General features: G+C 70.1%; 16 protein-coding genes. 10 read left to right on the forward strand and 6 right to left on the reverse strand.

What is annotated here, in order from left to right:
• Positions 1 to 4: 4 nt before the first annotated feature.
• Complete coding sequence (gene efp, locus GGR04_RS07220) at positions 5 to 574, reverse strand: elongation factor P (RefSeq protein WP_183199178.1); 570 nt, start codon at positions 572 to 574, stop codon at positions 5 to 7.
• 218 nt (positions 575 to 792) lie between these two features.
• On the opposite strand from efp, the gene epmA reads away from it, so the two are divergent.
• The 7 genes from epmA (at position 793) to GGR04_RS07255 (ending at position 10,659) form a co-directional block, all read left to right on the forward strand.
• Positions 793 to 1,845: an EF-P lysine aminoacylase EpmA gene (epmA, locus tag GGR04_RS07225; RefSeq protein ID WP_183199179.1), complete on the forward strand. Its 1,053-nt coding sequence runs from the start codon at positions 793 to 795 to the stop codon at positions 1,843 to 1,845.
• The gene (locus GGR04_RS07230; RefSeq protein ID WP_183199180.1) at positions 1,842 to 2,906 is read left to right on the forward strand and encodes a lysine-2,3-aminomutase-like protein; all 1,065 of its coding nucleotides are present in this window, start codon (positions 1,842 to 1,844) and stop codon (positions 2,904 to 2,906) included. Before epmA ends, GGR04_RS07230 begins: the two co-directional genes overlap by 4 nt.
• A gap of 299 nt (positions 2,907 to 3,205) precedes the next feature.
• The gene (locus GGR04_RS07235) at positions 3,206 to 4,060 is read left to right on the forward strand and encodes an SH3 domain-containing protein (protein ID WP_183199181.1); all 855 of its coding nucleotides are present in this window, start codon (positions 3,206 to 3,208) and stop codon (positions 4,058 to 4,060) included.
• A gap of 227 nt (positions 4,061 to 4,287) precedes the next feature.
• A complete protein-coding gene (locus GGR04_RS07240; protein WP_183199182.1) occupies positions 4,288 to 5,316 on the forward strand; it encodes an aldo/keto reductase in 1,029 nt (342 codons plus the stop codon).
• 161 nt (positions 5,317 to 5,477) lie between these two features.
• Entirely contained in the window at positions 5,478 to 8,039 is a 2,562-nt protein-coding gene (locus GGR04_RS07245) for a GcvT family protein (protein WP_183199183.1), read from the forward strand.
• A 168-nt stretch (positions 8,040 to 8,207) separates the two neighbouring features.
• Positions 8,208 to 10,196: a response regulator gene (locus GGR04_RS07250; RefSeq protein ID WP_183199184.1), complete on the forward strand. Its 1,989-nt coding sequence runs from the start codon at positions 8,208 to 8,210 to the stop codon at positions 10,194 to 10,196.
• A gap of 136 nt (positions 10,197 to 10,332) precedes the next feature.
• A complete protein-coding gene (locus GGR04_RS07255) occupies positions 10,333 to 10,659 on the forward strand; it encodes a hypothetical protein (protein ID WP_183199185.1) in 327 nt (108 codons plus the stop codon).
• Between the two features lie 43 nt (positions 10,660 to 10,702).
• Here GGR04_RS07255 and GGR04_RS07260 read toward each other — a convergent pair whose 3' ends face one another.
• Complete coding sequence (locus GGR04_RS07260) at positions 10,703 to 12,895, reverse strand: TonB-dependent siderophore receptor (protein WP_183199186.1); 2,193 nt, start codon at positions 12,893 to 12,895, stop codon at positions 10,703 to 10,705.
• Between the two features lie 224 nt (positions 12,896 to 13,119).
• Between GGR04_RS07260 and GGR04_RS07265 the strand changes: the two genes are divergently transcribed.
• From GGR04_RS07265 to GGR04_RS07275, 3 genes are all read left to right on the forward strand, one after another.
• A complete protein-coding gene (locus GGR04_RS07265; protein ID WP_246392916.1) occupies positions 13,120 to 14,004 on the forward strand; it encodes an alpha/beta hydrolase in 885 nt (294 codons plus the stop codon).
• 243 nt (positions 14,005 to 14,247) lie between these two features.
• On the forward strand, positions 14,248 to 14,784 hold the full coding sequence (locus GGR04_RS07270; protein WP_183199188.1) for a PAS domain-containing protein: 537 nt from the start codon (positions 14,248 to 14,250) through the stop codon (positions 14,782 to 14,784).
• 300 nt (positions 14,785 to 15,084) lie between these two features.
• A complete protein-coding gene (locus GGR04_RS07275) occupies positions 15,085 to 15,756 on the forward strand; it encodes a Crp/Fnr family transcriptional regulator (protein WP_312857425.1) in 672 nt (223 codons plus the stop codon).
• 4 nt (positions 15,757 to 15,760) lie between these two features.
• Here the strand turns inward: GGR04_RS07275 and GGR04_RS07280 are convergent, their stop codons facing one another.
• Genes GGR04_RS07280 through GGR04_RS07295 form a run of 4 tightly spaced genes read right to left on the reverse strand, consistent with a single transcriptional unit; the run spans position 15,761 to position 19,252 of the window.
• Positions 15,761 to 16,189, reverse strand: coding sequence for a DUF6894 family protein (locus GGR04_RS07280; protein WP_183199190.1), 429 nt, complete (start codon positions 16,187 to 16,189; stop codon positions 15,761 to 15,763).
• Positions 16,186 to 17,007 carry an ABC transporter ATP-binding protein gene (locus GGR04_RS07285; protein WP_183199191.1) on the reverse strand — a complete coding sequence of 274 codons (822 nt, stop codon included), beginning with the start codon at positions 17,005 to 17,007 and terminating at the stop codon, positions 16,186 to 16,188. Before GGR04_RS07285 ends, GGR04_RS07280 begins: the two co-directional genes overlap by 4 nt.
• Complete coding sequence (locus GGR04_RS07290; protein WP_183199192.1) at positions 17,004 to 18,056, reverse strand: FecCD family ABC transporter permease; 1,053 nt, start codon at positions 18,054 to 18,056, stop codon at positions 17,004 to 17,006. The genes GGR04_RS07285 and GGR04_RS07290 overlap by 4 nt, the downstream gene beginning before the upstream one ends.
• Positions 18,057 to 18,103: 47 nt before the next feature.
• Positions 18,104 to 19,252, reverse strand: coding sequence for an ABC transporter substrate-binding protein (locus GGR04_RS07295; protein WP_376769831.1), 1,149 nt, complete (start codon positions 19,250 to 19,252; stop codon positions 18,104 to 18,106).
• Between the last annotated feature and the right edge of the window lie 394 nt (positions 19,253 to 19,646).

Below are 19,646 nucleotides of genomic sequence, written 5' to 3' on the forward strand. Positions count from 1 at the left end.
CCGCTCAGTCCTTGGCGCGCTCGACGTAGGAGCCGTCCGCCGTCATCACCACGACGCGGGTGCCGACCGCGATGTGCGGGGGAACGAGCGTGCGCACGCCGTTGGAGAGCACCGCCGGCTTGTAGGAGGAGGAGGCGGTCTGGCCCTTCGTGGTCGGCTCGGTCTCGACCACCTCGAAGGTGACGCGCTGCGGCAGCTCGATCGAGATGGCGAGGCCGTTGTAGAGGGCGACCTGCACCGGCATGTTCTCGATGAGATAGGGCGCCTGGTCGCCGACGATGCTCTCGGGCACCGCCACCTGGTCGAACGACTCGGGGTTCATGAAGTGGTAGCCGTCGCCGTCATTGTAGAGGAACGTGTGCTCGCGCTCCTCCACGAAGGCGCGCTCCACCTGCTCGGTGGTGCGGTAGCGCTCCGACACCTTCACGCCGTCGGCGATGCGGCGCATGTCGAGCTGCGTCACCGGCGTGCCCTTGCCAGGATGGATGTTCTCGGCGAAGAGGATGACGTAGAGCTTGCCGTCCTCCCGTTCCACGACGTTGCCTTTGCGGAGCGAACTGGCGATCACCTTCACGGGCGAATTCCTAATCAGATGGCATGGATGGGCGGGTGGCCGCGACGGCCCTCGGACGGGGCCTACAGCATCGGCCGGAAAACGGGAATGGATTTTCGGTTCGGATACCCTGGCGACGGCGCCGCGCGGCGCCTCGGCCTCGATCCACCCGCCGCGTCGCTCTCCCGCCCGCCCCTGCCGATCCCGCCCGTCCTCCTTGCGCCGCGAGCCCTGACGACATGACCGACGCCTCGCCCTGGTGGACGCCCGCCGTCCATGCCGACCGCCGGCCGCGGCTTCTCGCGCGCAACCGCATCAAGGCGGCGTTCCGCGGCTTCTTCGCCGCGCGCGGCTTCGTCGAGGTGGAGACCGCCGCGCTGCAGGTCTCGCCCGGCAACGAGGCCCATCTCCACGCCTTCGGGACGCAGGGGTGGACGCTCGGTGGCGAGCGGCAGGCGCTCTATCTCCACACCTCGCCGGAATTCGCCTGCAAGAAGCTGCTGGCGGCCGGCGAGCGGCGGCTGGTCACCTTCGCGCCCGTCTATCGCAACGGCGAGCGCACGGCGCTGCACCATCCCGAGTTCACGATGCTCGAATGGTACCGCGCGGGCGAGCCCTACGAGGCGCTGATGGCGGACTGCGCGGCGCTGCTGGCGCTCGCCGCAAGCGAAGCCGGCGCCACGCGCTTCCGGTTTCGCGGGCGCGAGGCCGATCCCTTCGCCGAGCCCGAGCGCCTCGCGGTCGCGCAAGCTTTCCGGCGCTTCGCCGGCATCGATCTCCTCGCGACGCTGGAGCCGGGCGGCGCCACCGACCGTGCCGCGCTGGCGGCCGGCGTGCGCGCCTGCGGCATGCGGCTTGCCGACGACGACACCTGGAGCGACCTCTTCGCCCGCGTGATGACCGAGCGGGTGGAGCCGCGGCTCGGGCTCGGGCGCGCCACGATCCTCCACGACTATCCGATCGCGGAGGCCGCGCTGGCCCGCCCGAGCGCCGCCGACCCGCGCGTCGCCGAGCGCTTCGAGCTCTATGCTTGCGGCGTGGAACTTGCCAACGCCTTCGGCGAGCTGACGGACGCCGCCGAGCAGCGCCGGCGCTTCGCCGCCGAGATGGACGAGAAGGACCGCGTCTACGGCGAGCGCTATCCGCTGGACGAGGATTTTCTCAAAGCGCTCGGCGCCATGCCCGAGGCGAGCGGCATCGCGCTCGGCTTCGACCGGCTGGCGATGCTCTGCGTCGGCGCCGAGCGGGTCGAGGACGTGATCTGGACGCCGGTGGCGGAGGCCGGGCGATGAGCCCGCCGGCGAGCCCGAAGGCCGGGGCGCCCCTGCGCAGCGTCGCGGCGCTGGCGCAGGCCGGGCTGGTCTCGCCGACGAGCCGCGCCGCCCTGGAGCGTGTCGCCGAGCGGTACGCCGTTTCGGTGACCGCCGACATGGCGGCGCTCATCGAGCATCCCGACGACGCGATCGGCCGCCAGTTCCTGCCGCGCGAGGAGGAGCTTCTGGCCGCGCCCGGCGATCTCGCCGACCCGATCGGCGACGAGGCGCATGCGCCGGTGGTGGGCATCGTCCACCGCTACCCCGACCGCGTGCTTCTGAAGCCGCTGCATGTCTGCCCCGTCTACTGCCGCTTCTGCTTTCGCCGCGAGGTGGTGGGGCCGGGGGGCGCGGGCAGCCTGACCGACGCCGAGCTCACGGCGGCGCTCGACTATATCCGCGGCGACGAGCGCATCTGGGAGGTGGTGGTCACCGGGGGCGATCCGTTCGTGCTCTCGCCGCGGCGTCTCGGCGCCATCGCCGAGGCGCTGGGGGCGATCGACCACGTGCGGGTGCTGCGCCTCCACACGCGCGTGCCCGTGGTGGAGCCGGCGCGCGTCGACGCCGCGCTGGTGGAAGCCCTGAAGCGCTTCGGCAGGGCGGTGTTCGTGGCTCTCCATGCCAACCACGCGAGCGAGTTCACCCCCGCCGCGCGCGCGGCGGTGGCGCGGCTGGTGGATGCCGGCATTCCCATGGTCAGCCAGAGCGTGCTGCTCGCCGGGATCAACGACGACGCGGCGTCCTTGGAGGCGCTGATGCGGGCCTTCGTCGAGAACCGGGTCAAGCCCTACTACCTGCACCAGGGGGATCTCGCCCCCGGCACCGCGCACCTGCGCACCACGATCGACGAGGGTCAGGCGCTGATGCGCGTGCTGCGCGGCCGTCTCTCCGGCCTGGCCCAGCCGACCTACGTGCTCGACATTCCCGGCGGCCATGGCAAGGTGCCGGTGGGGCCGGGCTATCTGGCGAGTGAGGGCGAGGGCTGGCAGGTGGAAGACCCGAACGGCGGGCGTCATCGCTATCCGCCGAAGGTGGACTGAGGCCGGCGCATCCTCGGCACCGGGCGCTGCGCCAGCGGGATCAGGCGTTCTCCCGCGCCGTCGCCTGCGGCGGGACGCATCGGACCGGACCGTCACACGTGAAACGCGGTGCTGGGCCCTCCCGGCGACGCGCAGCGTCGGCATTGCGGCGGCGCGCCTGCGAGACCCCACCGCCCGAGGGCCCGGCGGCCAAAATTTCGACACCTGAACGCCCGTGGCCCGGGATCTCTCTTTATCGCTTGTGCACCTTCTCGCGTCAGGATCGGTTGACCACGATTCGCGCCTGGAGGGCCGCCGCCATGACCCAGCGAAAGCCGCGCCGGACGGCACCGAAGAAGAAGACCGGCCGCGCCGCCGGCGCGGCCGGTCGCACCGGCGGCGGCGTCGGCTGGACGTGGTGGCTCGCCGGCTGCGCGGCGCTCGGCTGGATCGGCTTCGACCACCGCGACGCCGTGATCGCGGCGCCGGCCCGGCTGGAGGCGCTCTGGCGCGCGCCGGACGAGCGCGCCGGCCCGCGTTCGCGCGCGGCCGCGGCGCCCGAGAGCCGCTCGGTGCAGCCATCCAGGTCGCGGACGCCCGACGCCGCGCCGCCGCGCGGCACGCAGGCCGACGTGCCGAGGGCCGTCGCCTCGGGCGGCGTGCCCCGGTCCCGGCCGGAGTTGGCGCGCGAGGCGGCCCGCGGCGTTCCCGCGCCGCTCGTCGTTCCCGCGGCGCTGCCCGCTCCGCGCCCGGCCGGGCCCGCGCGGTCCCCCATGGCGGTGGAGACACGCTCGGACGCCCGGCGCACCGCCACCCCCGTTCCCGCGCCGGCCGCCGCATCCGGGGGGCTGCCGCTGCGCACGGTGCCATCGGCGGCCGCGCCGGTCTGGACGGTGCTGGAGCCCGGCCGGGCCTGGCGCATCACCGACCGCAAGGGCGACTGGCGGCGGATCGAGTCGGGCATTCTCACGGGCTGGGTCACCGCCGACCGGGTGGAGCGACCCGTCCCGCCCGCCGCCGCCGCACCCCGCACGCCAAGCGCCGCGCCCGTTCGCGCCGCCGCCGCAGCGCCGGCTTCCGCGCCGATGGCGCTGCCGGCCCGGCGGACCGAGCCGGCTGCGGCGCGGCGCAGCCAGCCGCTGCCACCGGGCGCGATCCCGGCGCCGGGTCGCTGACGAGAGGCGGGTCGTTCGGAGACAGGTCGGCGCGAGATCGGGGAGGCGGCCGCCGCGGCCGCAGTTCCTCCAGCAGCCCGCGGTCCCCCGGCGCCGGCAGCGGCCGTTCGCGCCGCGCCGGTCGGCTTGCCGCGCCCGCTGGACGGCGCGGCGTCGGCGTGCACAGTGCGCTCAGGCACCCTTGCGACGAGGGCGGGCACGCCCATCGAATCGAAAGACGGACGATCATGAAGGCATCCGACACCCGCCGGCTGAAGCGCGCGGCGATCGACCTGACGCTGCTCGGCATGGGCACCGCGCCGCTCGGCGGGCTCTACACGCCCGTGGCGATCGAGGACGCGCGCGCCGCCATGCGCGCCGCCTGGGACGCCGGCATCCGCCATTTCGACACCGCGCCGATGTACGGGCTCGGGCGCTGCGAGCACCTGACGGGCGAGTTGCTGCGCGAGGAGGACCCGTCCTCCTTCGCCGTCTCGACCAAGGTCGGGCGCCTCATGAGCTTCGAGCGCCCGGGCCGCACCCTGCCGCCCGAGCCGCCGAAGAACGAGTTCGATTCCGGCTGGAACAACGGCCTCTCGTTCCGCGAGGTCTTCGACTATTCCTACGACGGCGTGATGCGCTCGGTCGACGACTCGCGCCAGCGCACGGGGATCTCCAAGCTCGACATCCTCTTCGTCCACGACATCGGCCGCGTCACGCATGGCGCGCTGCACGACCAGCATTGGGGCGCGCTGACGACGGGCGGCGGCTTCCGGGCGCTGGAGGAACTGAAGGCGGCCGGGCTGATCGCGGGGTTCGGGCTCGGCGTCAACGAATGGCAGGTGATCTCCGACGCGATGGAGGAGACCGATCTCGACGTCTGTCTCCTCGCCGGGCGCTACACGCTGCTCGACGACGACGCGGCGAAGACGTTCCTGCCGAAGGCCCTGGCGCGCGAGGTGGATCTGGTGATCGGCGGCGTCTTCAACTCCGGCATCCTCGCCTCCTCGTCGGGTCGCAAGAAGTTCAACTACGTCGACGCGCCGGCCGAGATCGTCGCGCGGGTGGAGCGGCTGGAGGCGGCGTGCCGGGCCTTCGAGGTGCCGCTGGCGGCGGCCGCCATCCAGTATCCGCTGCGCCACCCCGCTGCCACCAACGTGGTGATCGGGGCGAAGAACGCGGCGCAGGTGACGCAGAACGTCGCCTGGTTCGAGCAGACCATTCCGCCCGAACTCTGGAACGCGCTCGAGGAGGGCGGGCTCATCCCCGCGCTGTGAGGCGCCGGGCGGCCGGGCCCGGCCGCCTCGCCGGCAACGGCAACGAGACGAGCTCTGCGACGATTTGGTCGCGCCGCCACTCGCCCATGTCGCAAAGGGAACAGCACGGGGCGCCTTCGCGACGATAGGATAAGCCCCAGCAACCAGCAGCGAGGGCAGACGTGGCGGAGTTTCCGAAGCAAGCGAAGGTCGTCATCATCGGGCTCGGCGGCATCGTCGGCGCCTCCGTTGCCCATCATCTGGTCGAGCGCGGCTGGGACGACATCGTCGGCATCGACGCCTCCGGCATTCCGACCGACGTCGGCTCCACGGCGCATGCCTCCGACTTCTGCTACACGACCAGCCACGACTTCCTGTCGTGCTGGACGACGCTCTACTCGATCGATTTCTTCGAGAAGATGGGCCATTACGCCCGCGTCGGCGGCCTGGAGGTCGCGCGCGTCGGCGACGACGCGCGGATGGACGAGATCCGCCGCAAGGTCTCCTCGGGCAAGGCCTTCGGCACGCGCGTGCGCCTGATCGAGCCCGCCGAGATCAAGGAGAAGTTTCCCCTCATCGAGGAAGCCCAGGTGCAGGGCGGCCTCTGGGATCCCGACGCCGGGCTCGTCATCCCGCGCTCGCAGACGGTGGCCGGCAAGCTGGTCGACCGGGCCGAGGCCGCGGGCAAGCTCAAGGTCTTCGCCAACACGCCGGCGCAGTCGCTCGTCATCGAGAATGGGCGGATCGCGGGCGTCGTGACGCCGCGCGGCACGATCCGCGCCGAGCACGTCGTGGTCTGCGCGGGCATCTGGGGCCGGCTCATCGCCGAGATGGCGGGCGAGGACCTGCCGGTCATGCCGGTGGACCACCCGCTGACCTTCTTCGGGCCCTACGAGGAGTTCGCGGGCACCGGCAAAGAGATCGGCTATCCGCTGATGCGCGACCAGGGCAACTCCGCCTACATGCGCGACACCGGCGACCCCACCACCGCCGAGGGCGGGCAGATCGAGTGGGGCTATTACGAGGAGACGAACCCGCGTCTCTGCCACCCCCGCGACATCCTGTCGAAGCGCGAGGCGCGGCTCTCGCCCTCGCAGCGCGACCTCGACATGGAGCAGATCCTCGAGCCGCTGGAGCGCGCCATCGAGCTGACGCCGATCCTCGGCGAGCTCGGCTACAACGAGAGCCATTCCTTCAACGGCCTCTTGCAGGTCACCTCGGACGGCGGGCCCTCCTGCGGCGAGAGCCGCACCGTGCGGGGCCTCTGGTACTGCGTCGCCATCTGGGTGAAGGACGGGCCGGCCTACGGCAAGCTCATCGCCGACTGGATGACGGACGGGCGCACCGAAATCGACCACCACGCGATCGACGTCGCCCGCTTCTATCCGCACCAGCTCACCGAGGAGATGATCCACGAGCGCTGCACCGAGACGGCGAAGAAGATCTACAATCCCGCCGTCCACCCGCGCGAACCCTTCTCGCTCGGGCGCGACGTGCGCCGCTCGCCCTTCCACGAACGCGAGGTCGCGCTCGGCGGCCACTTCATGGAACTCGGCGGCTGGGAGCGCGCCCACGGCTACGCCGCCAACGCGCCGCTGCTGGCGAAATACGGCGACCGCATCCCCGAGCGCACCAACGAGTGGGACGCGCGCCACTTCTGGCGGGTGTCGAACGCCGAGCAGCTCGCCATGAGCGAGGATGCCGGCATCATCAACCTCTCGCATTTTGCCATGCTGGAGGTCTCCGGTCCCGACCACGTCGCGCTGCTCGAATGGCTGTGCGCCGCCCGCATCGGCGGGGATGCCAACGTGAACAAGGGCATCTACACCCATTTCCTCGACGACGAAGGCATGGTGCGCGCCGACCTCACCGTGCTGCGCCTCGCCGACCGCCTGCGCGTGGTGGACGGCGCCGACGCCGCGCCGCGCGACTTCCACTACATCGCCGAGACCGCGCGCGCGCGCGGCCTCGACGTGACGATCCGCGACCGCACGAGCGAACTCGTCACGGTCGGCATCTGGGGCCCGAACGCGCGCGCCAAGCTGCAGGGGATCGTCGAGGATCCCGCCGCGCTAGACGCCGCGAATTTCCCCTTCGCGGCGCTGAAGCCGGTGCGCATCGCCGGCGTCGACGTCTTGGCCTTCCGCATCTCCTATGTCGGCGAGCAGGGCTTCGAGCTGCACGTCGCCTATGACGACGGGCTCGCGGTGTGGGACGCGCTCGCCTCGACCGGGGCGGTGCCGGTGGGCATCGAGACCTATGCCAATTCGCGGCGCATGGAGAAGAGCCTGCGCCTGCAGAACGCCGACCTCCTCACCGAATACAATCTCTTCGAGGCCGATCTCGCGCGCCCGAAGGTGAAGGAGGCCGACTTCCGCGGCAAGGCCAGGCACCTGGAATACCGCGCCCGTGAAAGGCAGCCGGCGACGCTCTGCACCCTCGTGATGACCGGCAACACCGACCGCGCCGGCGTCGCGCGCTATCCCGTGGGCATCCTGCCGGTGCTCGATCCCGCCACCGGCGAGACGCTGGTGGACGAACTCGGGCGCCGCTCCTTCACCACCTCGATCGCCTACGGCCCCTCGATCGGGCGCAACATCGCGCTCGCCTACCTGCCGGCCGATCATGCGGTGCTCGGGCGCGCATTGGAGGTCGAGTATTTCGGCGAGCGCTACCCGGTGGAGGTGGCGGCCGTGGGCTCGAAGGCGCTCTACGATCCCGAGAACCTCAACCCGCGGAGCTGATCGTCCGCGAGGTGCGGCCCTCGCCCCCGCGACGGCCGGTCCGGAAGGGGGCGAGGGTTTTTTCACGCGCCGCCCCCGCGTCCCCCCTCTCTGGCGGCACAGCGGCCCCTATGTTCCGCCTTCAGGCCCGCACGCTTCGTCGCGGCCCAGCTTCAGGTGGAATCCGCGATGACGACGAACCGCTTCTTCGGCGGCACGGGGGAGATGGCCGCCCGCTGCCGCTCCTTCGACTGGAGCGAGACGCCGCTCGGGCCCCCCGCCGCCTGGAAACGCTCGCTCAAGACGCTGGTCGGGCTGATGCTCGCCTCGCGCCAGCCGATGTACGTGACCTGGGGGAAGGAGGGCACGCTCCTCTACAACGACGCCTACGCCGCGCTCCTTCAGAGCAAGCATCCGGCCGCGCTCGGCCAGCCCTTCCGCGAGGTCTGGGCCGAGATCTGGGGGGAGATCGAGCCGCTGGTGGCCAAGGTCTTTGCCGGCGAATCCGTGCATTTCGACGACATCACCCTCTTCGTGGAGCGCAACGGCGCGCTGGACGAGGCGCATTTCGCCTTTTCCTACACCTCGGTCTACGACGAGGGCGGCGAGGTCGTGGGCCTCTTCTGCGCGTGCAGCGAGACCACGGCGCAGATCCTGGCCGAGCGCGCCGCCCAGGCCGCGCTGCAGGCGGCCGAAGAGGCCAACGTCGCCAAGTCGCAGTTCCTCGCCAACATGAGCCACGAGCTGCGCACCCCGCTCTCGGCCATCATCGGCTATTCCGAGATGCTGATCGAGGAGGCCGAGGAGGGCGCGGCGGCCGCCGACCTCGCGCGCGACATCCGCAAGATCGAGAGCAACGCCCGCCATCTTCTCGGCCTCATCAACGACGTGCTCGACCTGTCGAAGGTCGAGAGCGGCAAGATGGACATCTATGTCGAGGATTTCGACGTCGCCGAGATCGTCGCCGACGTCGCGGCCACCGCGCAGCGGCTGGCCGAGAAGAAGGGCAACCGGCTGACCACGCGGGTCGAGCCGGGCGCCGGCGCCATGCAGTCCGACGTCACCAAGCTGCGCCAGATCCTCCTCAACCTCCTCAGCAACGCCGCCAAGTTCACACAGGACGGCGAGATCGAGCTGGCCGTCTCGCGCCGCGGCGACACGCTCGTCTTCGCCATCCGCGACACCGGCATCGGCATGACGCCCGAGCAGCTCGAACGCCTGTTCGAACGCTTCAGCCAGGCCGACGCCTCCACCACCCGCAAGTTCGGCGGCACCGGGCTCGGCCTGTCGCTGACCCGTGCCTTCAGCGCCATGCTCGGCGGAGACGTGACGGTGGAGAGCCGCGCCGGCGAGGGCAGCACCTTCACGCTGACGCTGCCCGCGAGCGCGCCGGACCCGGCCGCCGCGATCCTCGACGACCTTGCGCAGGCGCAGGTTCCCGTGCTCGGCGAAGGGGGCGAGGGCCACGTGGTGCTGGTGATCGACGACGACACCGCGCAGCGCGAGCTGATGACGCGCTTCCTGGCGCGCGAGGGCTTCGCGACGCTGACCGCCGCCGACGGCGCCACGGGTCTGGCGCTCGCCAAGGAGATGCGCCCGCGCGCCATCCTCCTCGACGTGATGATGCCGGGCATGGACGGCTGGACGGTGCTCGGGCGCCTGAAGGCCGACCCGGACCTGGCGGGAATTCCTGTGGTGATGGTGACCTTCGTCAGCGAACAGGCGCTTGCCTCCTCGCTCGGCGCCGCCGACTACGTCGCCAAGCCGGTGAAATGGGACCGCTTCCGCCAGGTGATGGACCGCTTCCGCGGCGAGGTCGGCGACGTGCTGGTGGTGGACGACGACGCGGATGCGCGCGGGCGCGTGCGCCATGCGCTGGAGCGCGACGGCTGGACGGTGGCGGAGGCCGGCAACGGGCGCGAGGCGCTGGAGCGCGTCGCGGCCTCGCCGCCGCGTGTCATCCTTCTCGACCTGACCATGCCGGTCATGGACGGCTTCTCCTTCCTCCATGCGCTGCGGGCGCGCCCCGACGGCGGCGACATTCCGGTGATCGTGCTCTCGGCCCGCGACCTGACGCCGGAAGAGCGCAGCCGCCTGAAGAGTGCGGCGCAGGTGATGACGAAAGGCGAGGTGAGCCTTCGCGACGTCACGGCCAACGTGCGCGCGCTGACGCACTGAGGCGTCGCCCGGCGGGCGGACGAGGGCAAGCCATGCTTGACGGGCCGGGCGGGTTCGACCCATCAGTCGCCCATGAAGAGGGCACGCGGCGAGACGGCGGCCCCGCGGGATCGCCGATCGGCACGAAAGGCATGGCATGGCACGCAAGAACCGGGACGAGCCCTGGGTCACCGAAGAGGCGGAGCGGGCCGCGCCGGCTGAGCCCTGCTGGCTCTGCGGGCGCCCGCTCGGCAAGACGGTGGATCGCTTCCACCCCATTCCGAAGAGCCGGGGCGGGCGCGACACGGTCGCCGTGCATCCGATCTGCCGCGAGACGATCGACGCCAACTTCACGGCGAGCGAGCTCGTGCGACATGCACAGGGGGGCATTCCGCTCACCGACAACGAGACGGTGGCCCGCTTCGTGAAATGGGTGGCGGGCAAGCCCGCCGACTTCCACTCCGCCACCAAGGCGGGGCGCTAGCGGGCGCCCCGGCCGCGAAGGGGCCGCACCGACGCGGGGGAGGCTAGAACCGGTAGCGCAGCGAGCCGATGACGTTTCGGCCCTCGTCGCGGTAGCAGAAGCCGCCCTGGCAGCTGTCGGCGCGCTTGTCGAAGAAGTTCTTGGCGTTGATCTGCGCGCTGACGCCCTCGAGCTTCGCGTTGGCCTTGCCGAAATCGTAGGAGAGCGAGGCGTCGATCAGGATGCGAGAATCGTTGCGGAACGTGTTGGTGTCGTCGCCCCAGCTCGTGCCGAGATAGCGCAGGCCCGCCCCGAGCCCAAGCCCGTCCGCCGCGCCGCTCTGCACGGTGTAGCCGCCCCAGAGCGAGAACTGGTGGGCGGGAATGCCCGACGGCGTGTTGCCCGCGTTGTCGCCCTCGGTGATCTCGAGGTCGAGATAGGTGTAGGCCGCCGTCAGGTCGAGGCCGGCGGCCAGGCTCGTGGTCGCCTCCAGCTCGAAGCCGCGCGACTCCACCTCGCCGCGCTGGATCTGGAAGTTGATGTAGTTGGGATCGCTGGCGAGGACGTTGGTCTGCGTGATGCGGAAGAGCGCGGCGTTGACCGAGAGGTTCACGTCGCTCGGCGCGTACTTCACGCCGATCTCCTCCTGCTCGCCTTCGGACGGACTGAAGGCCGCACCGCTGAAGCTGTTGCCGATCACCGGGGCGAACGAGGTGGAGTAGCTGACATAGGGCGCGAGGCCGTTGTCGAAGAGATAGGAGAGGCCCGCCCGGCCCGAGAACTTGTGGTCGTCCTGCTCGCTCGTCGTGACGGCGAGCGTGTTGAAGGCCGACTGGCTGAGCCAGTCGTAGCGCCCGCCGAGCGTCAGCACGAAGCGCTCGTATTCCAGCTGGTCCTGCAGGTAGACGCCGGTCTGGCTCTGGCGCGTCGTGGTGTCGACGAAGTCGAGCGCCGGCGAAGCGATGAACTGCTGGCCGTAGTTCAGCGTCACGAGGTTCAGGTCCGGCGCGAAGCCGAGCCCGATCTTGTCGTCGACGTCGACATGGTTGTAGTCGAGCCCGCCGAGCAACGTGTGCGCCACCGCGCCGGTGTCGAACTTCAGCTCGGCCTGGTTGTCGACGGCGATCGAGTCGAGGTCGTCGACGATGCGGCCGGTGGAGCGGCTCGCGGTCAGGCCGTCCGCCGAGATCGCACCGATCGAGGTGTATTTCACGTCGGCGTCGATATGGGCGTAGCGCAGGTTCTGGCGGATCGTCAGCGTCTCGTCGAAGCGGTGCTCGAACTCGTAGCCGACGCGCCCCTGCTGCTGGTCGAAGTCGCCGAAGGCGGGATCGCTGGATTCCAGGTTCGACGGGCGGCCGTTCCGGCTGAAATAGGTGGCGTTGCCGCCCGTGGTGATGTCGGCATATTCGCCGAGGATCGTCAGATGCGTGTTGCGGTCGTCGGAGCGCAGCGTCAGCGCCGGCGCGATGAAGGTGCGGTCGTCCGGCACGCTGCGAAGGTCGGTGTCGGCGTCGCGCGCCAGGCCCGTGATGCGGTAGAGCACGTTGTCGTTGCCCGCCAGCGGGCCGGAGGCGTCGAACTGGGCCTGGACGCGGCCGTTGTTGCCGACCTGCGTCTCGATCTCGCGGAAGGGCGCGTCGGTGGGGCGCTTCGAGGTGAGGTTGACGATGCCGCCCGGCGAGCCGCCGCCGTAGAGCACCGAACTCGGCCCCTTCAGCACGGCGATGCCCTGCAGGCCGTAGGGCTCGGTCTTGAAGATCGAGAAGTTGCCGGTGAGCTCGCGCAGCCCGTCGCGATAGACGCCGTTGTAGACCACGTCGAAGCCGCGGATGGAGAAGCTGTCGAAGCGCGGGTCGAAGCCGAAGGCGCCGACGCGCACGCCCGGCGTGTAGGTGAGCGCCTCCGAGAGGGTCTGGACCTTGCGGTCCTCCAGCTGCCGGCTGGAGACCACCGAGATCGACTGCGGCACCTTCTGCAGCGGCGTGTCGGTCTTGGTGCCGACCCGCGCGGCCTTCGCGACGTAGCCGTCCGTCTCGAGGCCGCTGCCCTCGCCCTCGCCGGGCGTCGCGGTGCCCCCGCCGCCCTCCACCGTCACCGTGTCGAGCACCACGGTGTCCTGCGCCCCCGTGCCTTGCGCCCCCGTGTTCTGGGCTCCCGTGTTCTGGGCCCATGCCGCCGGCAGGCCCGCGGCCGTCAGGCAGGAGCCGGAGAGAAGCGCGACGGCGAGGGTGCGGGCAAGGCGGGGCGGGGACATCGGGCGATCCTTCTGCGGGGCACGGCGGGCACCGGCTGACGGAAGCGGTAGAAAAACATGACGAGACGAGTCAAGAATGCGCCGGTGCATTCCCGTTCCACCGCGAAATGGACGACGCGGAAAATCGTCGATTGAAAGCAACGAGTTGCGTCGTCGCAGGGCGAAGCCACCTCGGAATGCATCGTAGGTATGCCCTAGCAATAGCGGCAGAAAGGACACAGACATTGGACCCGTTCCACGAACGCGCCCCGGGGCAGGCGGCGACCCTGCCGCACACGAGCCTGCATGATCTCGGGGCGGCGGGTGCCGATCCCTGGCGGCTGCACGTCCATGTGCCGCCGGGCGAGCCGCCGGCGGCAGGCTGGCCGCTGCTCGCGATCACCGACGGCAACGCGATGATCGCCACGGCGGTGGACGCGCTGCGCGTCCAGTCGGCCTATCCGATGGGCACGAATGTCGAGCCCGGAATGATCGCCGCGATCGGCTATCCGGTTGAGGGCGCCTACGATCCGCTGCGGCGCTCGTTCGACCTGTCGCCGCCACCCGGCCGCTCCTATCCGCCCTTCACGCAGGGCGGCCTGCCCGTCGTCACCGGCGGAGCCGACCGGTTCCTGGCCTTCATCGAAGAGGAGGCCCTGCCGTTCCTCAATACCCTCGCGCCGGTCGATCCGGCCCGCCGGACCCTGTTCGGCCATTCCTTCGGCGGCCTCTTCGCGCTCCATGCGCTGTTCTCGGGCTGCCGGTCCTTCTCGCGCTTCGTCGCCGCCAGTCCGACGATCTATTGGGAGGACGGGCTGCTGCTCGAGAGCGAGCGGCGCTTCTCGGCCCGGCCATTGGAGCGCGAGGTCGTGGTTCACTTCTCGGCGGGCGAGTTCGAGGGTGAGACGCTGGCACCCTTCCAGTATGGGCGCGAGGACACCGAGACGCGCCTGGCGGCTGCCCGCACGGCGCGCACGCTCGATCGCACGCGCGAGATGGCGGCGCGGCTGGGAGCGCTGGCCAACGCCCGCGTCGTCTACGAGACCTATCCCGGCGAGACGCACATGACGATGCTGCCGATCGCGGTCTCGCGCGCGGTGCGCATCGCCTTCGAAATCCCGAGCGCCTGACCGCCCGCTTCGCCGCCCCCGGCGCCTCCACCAGGACCGGCGAGCCCGCCGGCGGCGCAAGCCTGCGTCGGCATCCGGGGAGCGGCCCGGCCGGCCCTTGGAGGGCATGATCCCGGCGGCCATGCTCGCCGACTCGTGATGGTGATGCGCCGGCTCTCGATTCCTGCTAAAAATTACTTAGCATCCCTTAACAAATGATAGAGCAGTCCTAGTCTGTGTTCGAGCCAGAGCAGGAGTTCTCCCTTGGACGCTCCCCATGCATCCTCCATCCAGATCGCAACGACGAAGATTCTCGGCGCGTGGAACTGGAACGTGGAGGCCGACACGATCGTGATGTGCACGACGTTGGCCCCCCTGTTCTCGATCAGCGACGAAGAGGTGAACAAGGGCATCTCCCTCTATCATTTCCTGTCGCTGATCCATGTCGACGACATGAGGCGCATCCGCTTCAGCATCGGCCATGCGATCGGCTCCAAGCTGCCGTTCGAGGAGGTCTATCGCGTCGTCGAGGAGGGTGTCGGCACGCGCTGGGTCCGCTCGAAGGGGCGATGCTACTACGATGCCGAAGGCTCGCCGGTGCACATGACGGGTTTCACCATCGAGGCGGTCCCGGGGCTCAGCACGCTTCATGCCTCGATCGTCGACCGTCTGCTGGAGGCACGCACGCTGGCCGTCGCCGCGAACGAACGCATGCTGATCAAACTCATCGACGCCGTCGCCCTGGAGGCGGGCCTGCAACTGGCCGCGGCGATGAAAGGCCTGAAGGACGGGCGATCCTGATGCCGCCGGCATCGCCCGTTCGCCGTTTCGAGAAGGCGACGAAGCGTTTTCCGCCCTTCGCATCGCGATTCGTTTGACAAATGTGAAAGCGCGTCCGCCCTGTTTTGATAAGGCAGGGACGAGCCCGTCCGCGAGCGGCCGGGATGCGACACGCCAGAGGGGTCGGACGTCCGGGTCGCTCGCAGCTGCCGAACGGCGGATACGGAAAGCGAGGGTAGGAACGACGTGCCGAACGCTTTCATTCGCAGACTTGAAAGCTTCCAGCCCCTTCAAGCTGACGAACGAGAGTTGTTGGAAGGCGTGTCGCGGCGCGTCAGAGACATCGACGCGAACCAGGATCTCATCAGCGAGGGCGACAGTCCCGAAGACGTCCACCTGATCCTCGAAGGGTTCGCGGTCCGCTACAAGCTCACCACCCAGGGCCGGCGGCAGATCCTCGCCTACATGATCGCCGGGGATTTCTGCGACGTGCACGTCACGCTTCTCAGGCGGATGGATCACGGCATCCGGACCTTGCGCCCGAGCCGGGTGGTGAGAATTTCCCCCGGCACCCTCCTCGAAATCCTCGAGCGGCAGCCGGCGATCGCCCGCGCGATCTGGCTCTGCGGCCTCGTCGACGAGGCGACCCAGCGCGAATGGCTGGTCAATGTCGGCCAGCGCAGCGCGCCGCAGCGGATCGCCCATCTCTTCTGCGAGATGCACGTTCGGATGGGCATCGTGGGGTTGACGTCGAACGGCTCGTTCGAACTCCCCCTGACCCAGGAGGAGCTCGGCGACACGATGGGCCTCTCGAACGTCCATGTGAACAGAAGCCTGAAGGAACTGCGCGAGTCCGAACTCGTCACCCTTCGCAACGGGCAGATCGTCATCTCCGACGTCGATCGCCTGAAGGCCTTCTCCGGCTTCGATCCGAGCTACCTGCATCTCGAGCGCACCGCGCCGTTCGCTCCCGCCGACACGGACATCGCTTGAGGCTCTAGGCGTTCAGGCCGTGGTGGTCGGTGCGAAAGCTGACGCTGAAGACGATGGTGCCGCTCTCGTCCGCCACGATCATCTGCCAGGCATCGCCTTTCCAGCCCTGAACGCCGTGGCTGAGCATCTGGCCGGACGCGCGGATGGTTTCCGATCGAACCTCGGCCATGCTGGCGAACTCGACGCCGACGTCGTCCACCAGCATCTTGCCGTTCAGCGTATGAAAGAAATAGCGAGCCATGTCCGTGCCGCTCCCGTGAACCGGCGAAAGCACGAAGCCTCTCTCTGTCCCAGCTCGCCACGAAAGAGCGCTGATGATCCGTCCATAGACACCCTGGCCGCGCCAATAGCGATCGATATGTTGGCAGCGCGGCGGCGAGCCGTGCCCCAGGCGCGTCTCGAACGGCTCGGCGATGCCGGACGCGCGGATCATTGTGCCGCCATCTGCCTTCTCGAAGCGGCCGATGCGGCGGCACGCCCCATCGGTTGCACCACGGGCGAGCCGCGGCTGTCGTGCAGCACCTCGACCTCGACGCCGTAGACGGAGCCGATCAGGTCGGGGGTGACGAGGCTTCGCGGCGGGCCGGAGGCGCGCAGCGTTCCGTCCGCGACGACCAGGAGATTGTCGGCATAGCGGCAGGCGAGGTTGAGATCGTGCAGCACCACGACCGTCACCCGCTCCGTGGCGCGCGTCTCGCCGCGCACGACGTCGAGCAGCGCGATCTGATGCTTGAGGTCGAGCGCGCTGACCGGCTCGTCGAGAAGCAGGGCCAGGGGATCGCGCATGAGAACCTGCGCGAACATCGCCATCTGGCGCTGGCCGCCGCTGAGCGAGCCGATTTCCCGATCGGCGAGATGGGCGATGTCCGCGGCGTCGAGGCGCGCCATCGCCGCCTGCAGCGTCTCGTCGTCGACATGGAACTGCAGCCGGCCGAGGCGCCCGAGCACCACCACCTCGAGAACCGTCATCGCGAGGTCGGCGCTGCTGTCCTGGGGCATGTAGGCCAGCGCGTCGCGCCAGGCCTTGCGAAAGGGAGAGCCGAGGCGCCCGGGGCCCATCCGCCGTCCGGCCATCTCGATGCCGCCGGCCGAGAGGGGGAGATCGCCGAAGAGCGCGCGCAGCAGCGTCGTCTTGCCCGCGCCGTTCGGGCCGATCACCGCATGGACGAGACCGGGCTCGAGCGTGGCGTTCACGCCTCGCAGGATCGGCTGCCCGCCCCGCGACACCGCGACGTCGTCCAGCCGGATCATCGTCCGACCCTGCGCGGTGCGAAGATCAGCCAGAGGAGAAAGGGCACGCCGACGATCGCCGTGACGATGCCGACGGGGAACAGGGCACCGGGCACGAGCGACTTCGACAGCACCGAGGCGACCGACAGGAGCAGCGCACCGCAGAGCATGGACAAGGGCAGGAGGAAACGCTGGTCCTCGCCCACGCTCATCCGCGCGATGTGCGGCGCCACGAGGCCGACGAAGCCGATCACCCCGACGAAGCTCGTGGCCGTCGCCGTCATGACCGCGACGATCACCAGCACCTTCATGCGCAGGCGCCGCACGTCGACGCCGAGGCTCGTCGCCCGCGTCTCGCCCATGCGCAGCGCCGCGAGCTTCCAGGAGTCGCGCAGGAGCAGCAGGCCGCAGACGGCGGTGACGCCCGTGGTCAGCCAGAAGGTCGGCCACGTCGCCTTGGTCAGGCTGCCGAAGAGCCAGAACAGGATCTGCTGCGAGAGCTCGGGCGAGGACAGGAACTGGACGAGCGACAGCAGCGACTGGAACAGGAAGAGCAGCGCGATGCCGCCGAGAATGATCGTGTCGCCGCGGATCCGCCGCATGGAGGCGAGCGCGAAGAGGAAGAGGGCCGCGAGCATGGCGAAGACGAAGGCGCCGATCGGCACGGCGATCATCGCGTCGAGCCCGAAGCCGCCGAACGCCAAGACCAGCGCGGCGCCGAAGCCGGCGGCCGCGGCCATGCCGAGCGTGTAGGGACTGGCCATCGGGTTGTCGAGAATGGTCTGCATCTGCGCGCCGCCGGCGCCGAGCGCCGCGCCCACGCTGATCGCCATCAGAGCCATCGGCAGGCGCAGATCCCAGACGATCGTGTCGGTCATCGCGGCGCGCTCGCCGAGGCGCGTCAGCGAGCGCAGCACCTCGCCCGGCGACAGGAGCGAGGGGCCGGTCGCCACGTCCAGAACGAAGCTGGCGCCGGTGATCAGCGCGAAGATCGCCACGGCGCGCCACCGCCGCCGCTCCCGGCGGCGGTGGCTGGCGATCGCATCGGCATGGGGCGTGGCGGATGTCATGGCATGTCCATCGGGCCGAGGGCGGGACGCCGCGTTCGTGGCCCGCCTTACTTCTGCACGCCGATGGCGAACGTGCCCTGCGGCGTCACCGGCAGGTATTTCGCGTAGTAGCCGAGATAGTTCGCCACCGGATCGACGTCGGCGAAGGCGGCGGGATAGAGTTGCTTGGCGATGAACTGGACCATGGCGAAGTCGGACAGGGTGCGGGACGCGCCCTGATAGACGCCGAAGAGCCGGCCGTCGCGGATGGCGGGAAGCCCGGACCAGCCGGGGCGTCCCTCGAAGGCCTTCAGCGTCTCGTGCGCCTGATCCGACCCGACGCCCTGGCCCATCGCGAGGGCCGTGGGGTTGGCGTTGTTCTCGCGGCCCGAGATGAAGATCGCGTCGGGCTGGGCGGCGAGAACCTGCTCGGGATTGATGACGCCCCACCATTCCACGAAGGGAGCGGCGACGTTGTCGCCGCCGGCCGCGGTCGCCATCGCGCCCCACATGTTCTTGCCGTAGGTGAAGGAGGGCTCCGAGGGCCCCTTGTTGCCGAACTCCATGTAGACTTTGGGCTTGGGCTGGCCGCTCGCCGCGATCCGGTCGGCGACGTCCTTCAGCGCACCTTCGTAGAAACCGGCGATCTCGTCCGCCCGCGCTTCCTCGCCCGTGACCGCGCCGAGAACATGCGTCGAGGCGACGTGGCGCTCCACGGTCTGCGCGTTGTAGTCGACGACGGCGACGGGGATGCCGGCGGTCTCGATGCGCTGCGCGTCGAGGCCGAGCGCCTTGTACTGCCAGTCGGCGAGGACCACGAGATCGGGCTGCAGCGCCAGCACCTTCTCGACCGAGAAGGTCTGCGCGTCGATCTCGCCGACGTCCGGGATCTCGGCCAGCGAGGGCCGGTGCGCCAGATGCATGGCCCAGTTGGCGGGAACCTTGCCGACCCAGGCCTCGCGCGAGAGGCCCACCACGTGATCGAAGGCCTTTTCGCCGCCGATCGCCATGTAGTCCTCGAAGTAGAAGCCGAGGACGACGCGCTTGGCGGGCAGGTCGGCGGTGACCTCGCGGCCGATGACGTCGGTGAAGGTGCGGGGTTCGGCGTGCCCGAGGCTCGGCGCGGCGAGACCGAGGCCGAGGGCGGACATGGCGAGGGTCGCGGTCGCGAGGCGCCGCAAGGACTGGATCACGTTGGTCTCCGGAAAGGTCGGCACGGGCCTGTCGTCTACCGCACGGTAAAACTGGATTCAACCAGTATACTTTAGAACGGCACCAATCTGGTCGCCGCGAAATTCGATCGCGAGGTTGCCGTCCACTTCGCATGCGGGTGCGATCGACTGTCGAAAACTTCGGAACGTTCCCCAGCGATCGAAGGGCGGCCCGCCGGGGACGCGGCATCGGAGCCTGCCGCCGGGTCGCGCGGCGAACCGCCCCCGGATCGGTCTCGGCGTTGCCGGGGGACGGGTGTACCGAACCGCCCATCGAACCGCCCTTGCCGGAGACCCCTGCGATGCCGATCCGCCCCGTCGATCGTTGCGCCGGCCGGCTCCTGGCAAGGGAGGCAGGGGGGCGGGGGGCAAGGGCCAAGCGAGGGGCGCCCGCCCGGCC

Origin of the sequence: Aureimonas pseudogalii (genome assembly GCF_014196835.1) — a bacterium.
GTDB lineage: Bacteria > Pseudomonadota > Alphaproteobacteria > Rhizobiales > Rhizobiaceae > Aureimonas > Aureimonas pseudogalii.

Excerpts from the sequence above, each read along its gene's own strand:
- epmA (WP_183199179.1), top strand. The coding sequence starts at position 793 with ATGACCGACGCCTCGCCCTGGTGGACGCCCGCCGTCCATGCCGACCGC.
- GGR04_RS07230 (WP_183199180.1), top strand. The coding sequence starts at position 1,842 with ATGAGCCCGCCGGCGAGCCCGAAGGCCGGGGCGCCCCTGCGCAGCGTC.
- GGR04_RS07235 (WP_183199181.1), top strand. The coding sequence starts at position 3,206 with ATGACCCAGCGAAAGCCGCGCCGGACGGCACCGAAGAAGAAGACCGGC.
- GGR04_RS07240 (WP_183199182.1), top strand. The coding sequence starts at position 4,288 with ATGAAGGCATCCGACACCCGCCGGCTGAAGCGCGCGGCGATCGACCTG.
- GGR04_RS07250 (WP_183199184.1), top strand. The coding sequence starts at position 8,208 with ATGACGACGAACCGCTTCTTCGGCGGCACGGGGGAGATGGCCGCCCGC.
- GGR04_RS07255 (WP_183199185.1), top strand. The coding sequence starts at position 10,333 with ATGGCACGCAAGAACCGGGACGAGCCCTGGGTCACCGAAGAGGCGGAG.
- GGR04_RS07260 (WP_183199186.1), bottom strand. The coding sequence starts at position 12,895 with ATGTCCCCGCCCCGCCTTGCCCGCACCCTCGCCGTCGCGCTTCTCTCC.
- GGR04_RS07280 (WP_183199190.1), bottom strand. The coding sequence starts at position 16,189 with ATGATCCGCGCGTCCGGCATCGCCGAGCCGTTCGAGACGCGCCTGGGG.
- GGR04_RS07285 (WP_183199191.1), bottom strand. The coding sequence starts at position 17,007 with ATGATCCGGCTGGACGACGTCGCGGTGTCGCGGGGCGGGCAGCCGATC.
- GGR04_RS07290 (WP_183199192.1), bottom strand. The coding sequence starts at position 18,056 with ATGACATCCGCCACGCCCCATGCCGATGCGATCGCCAGCCACCGCCGC.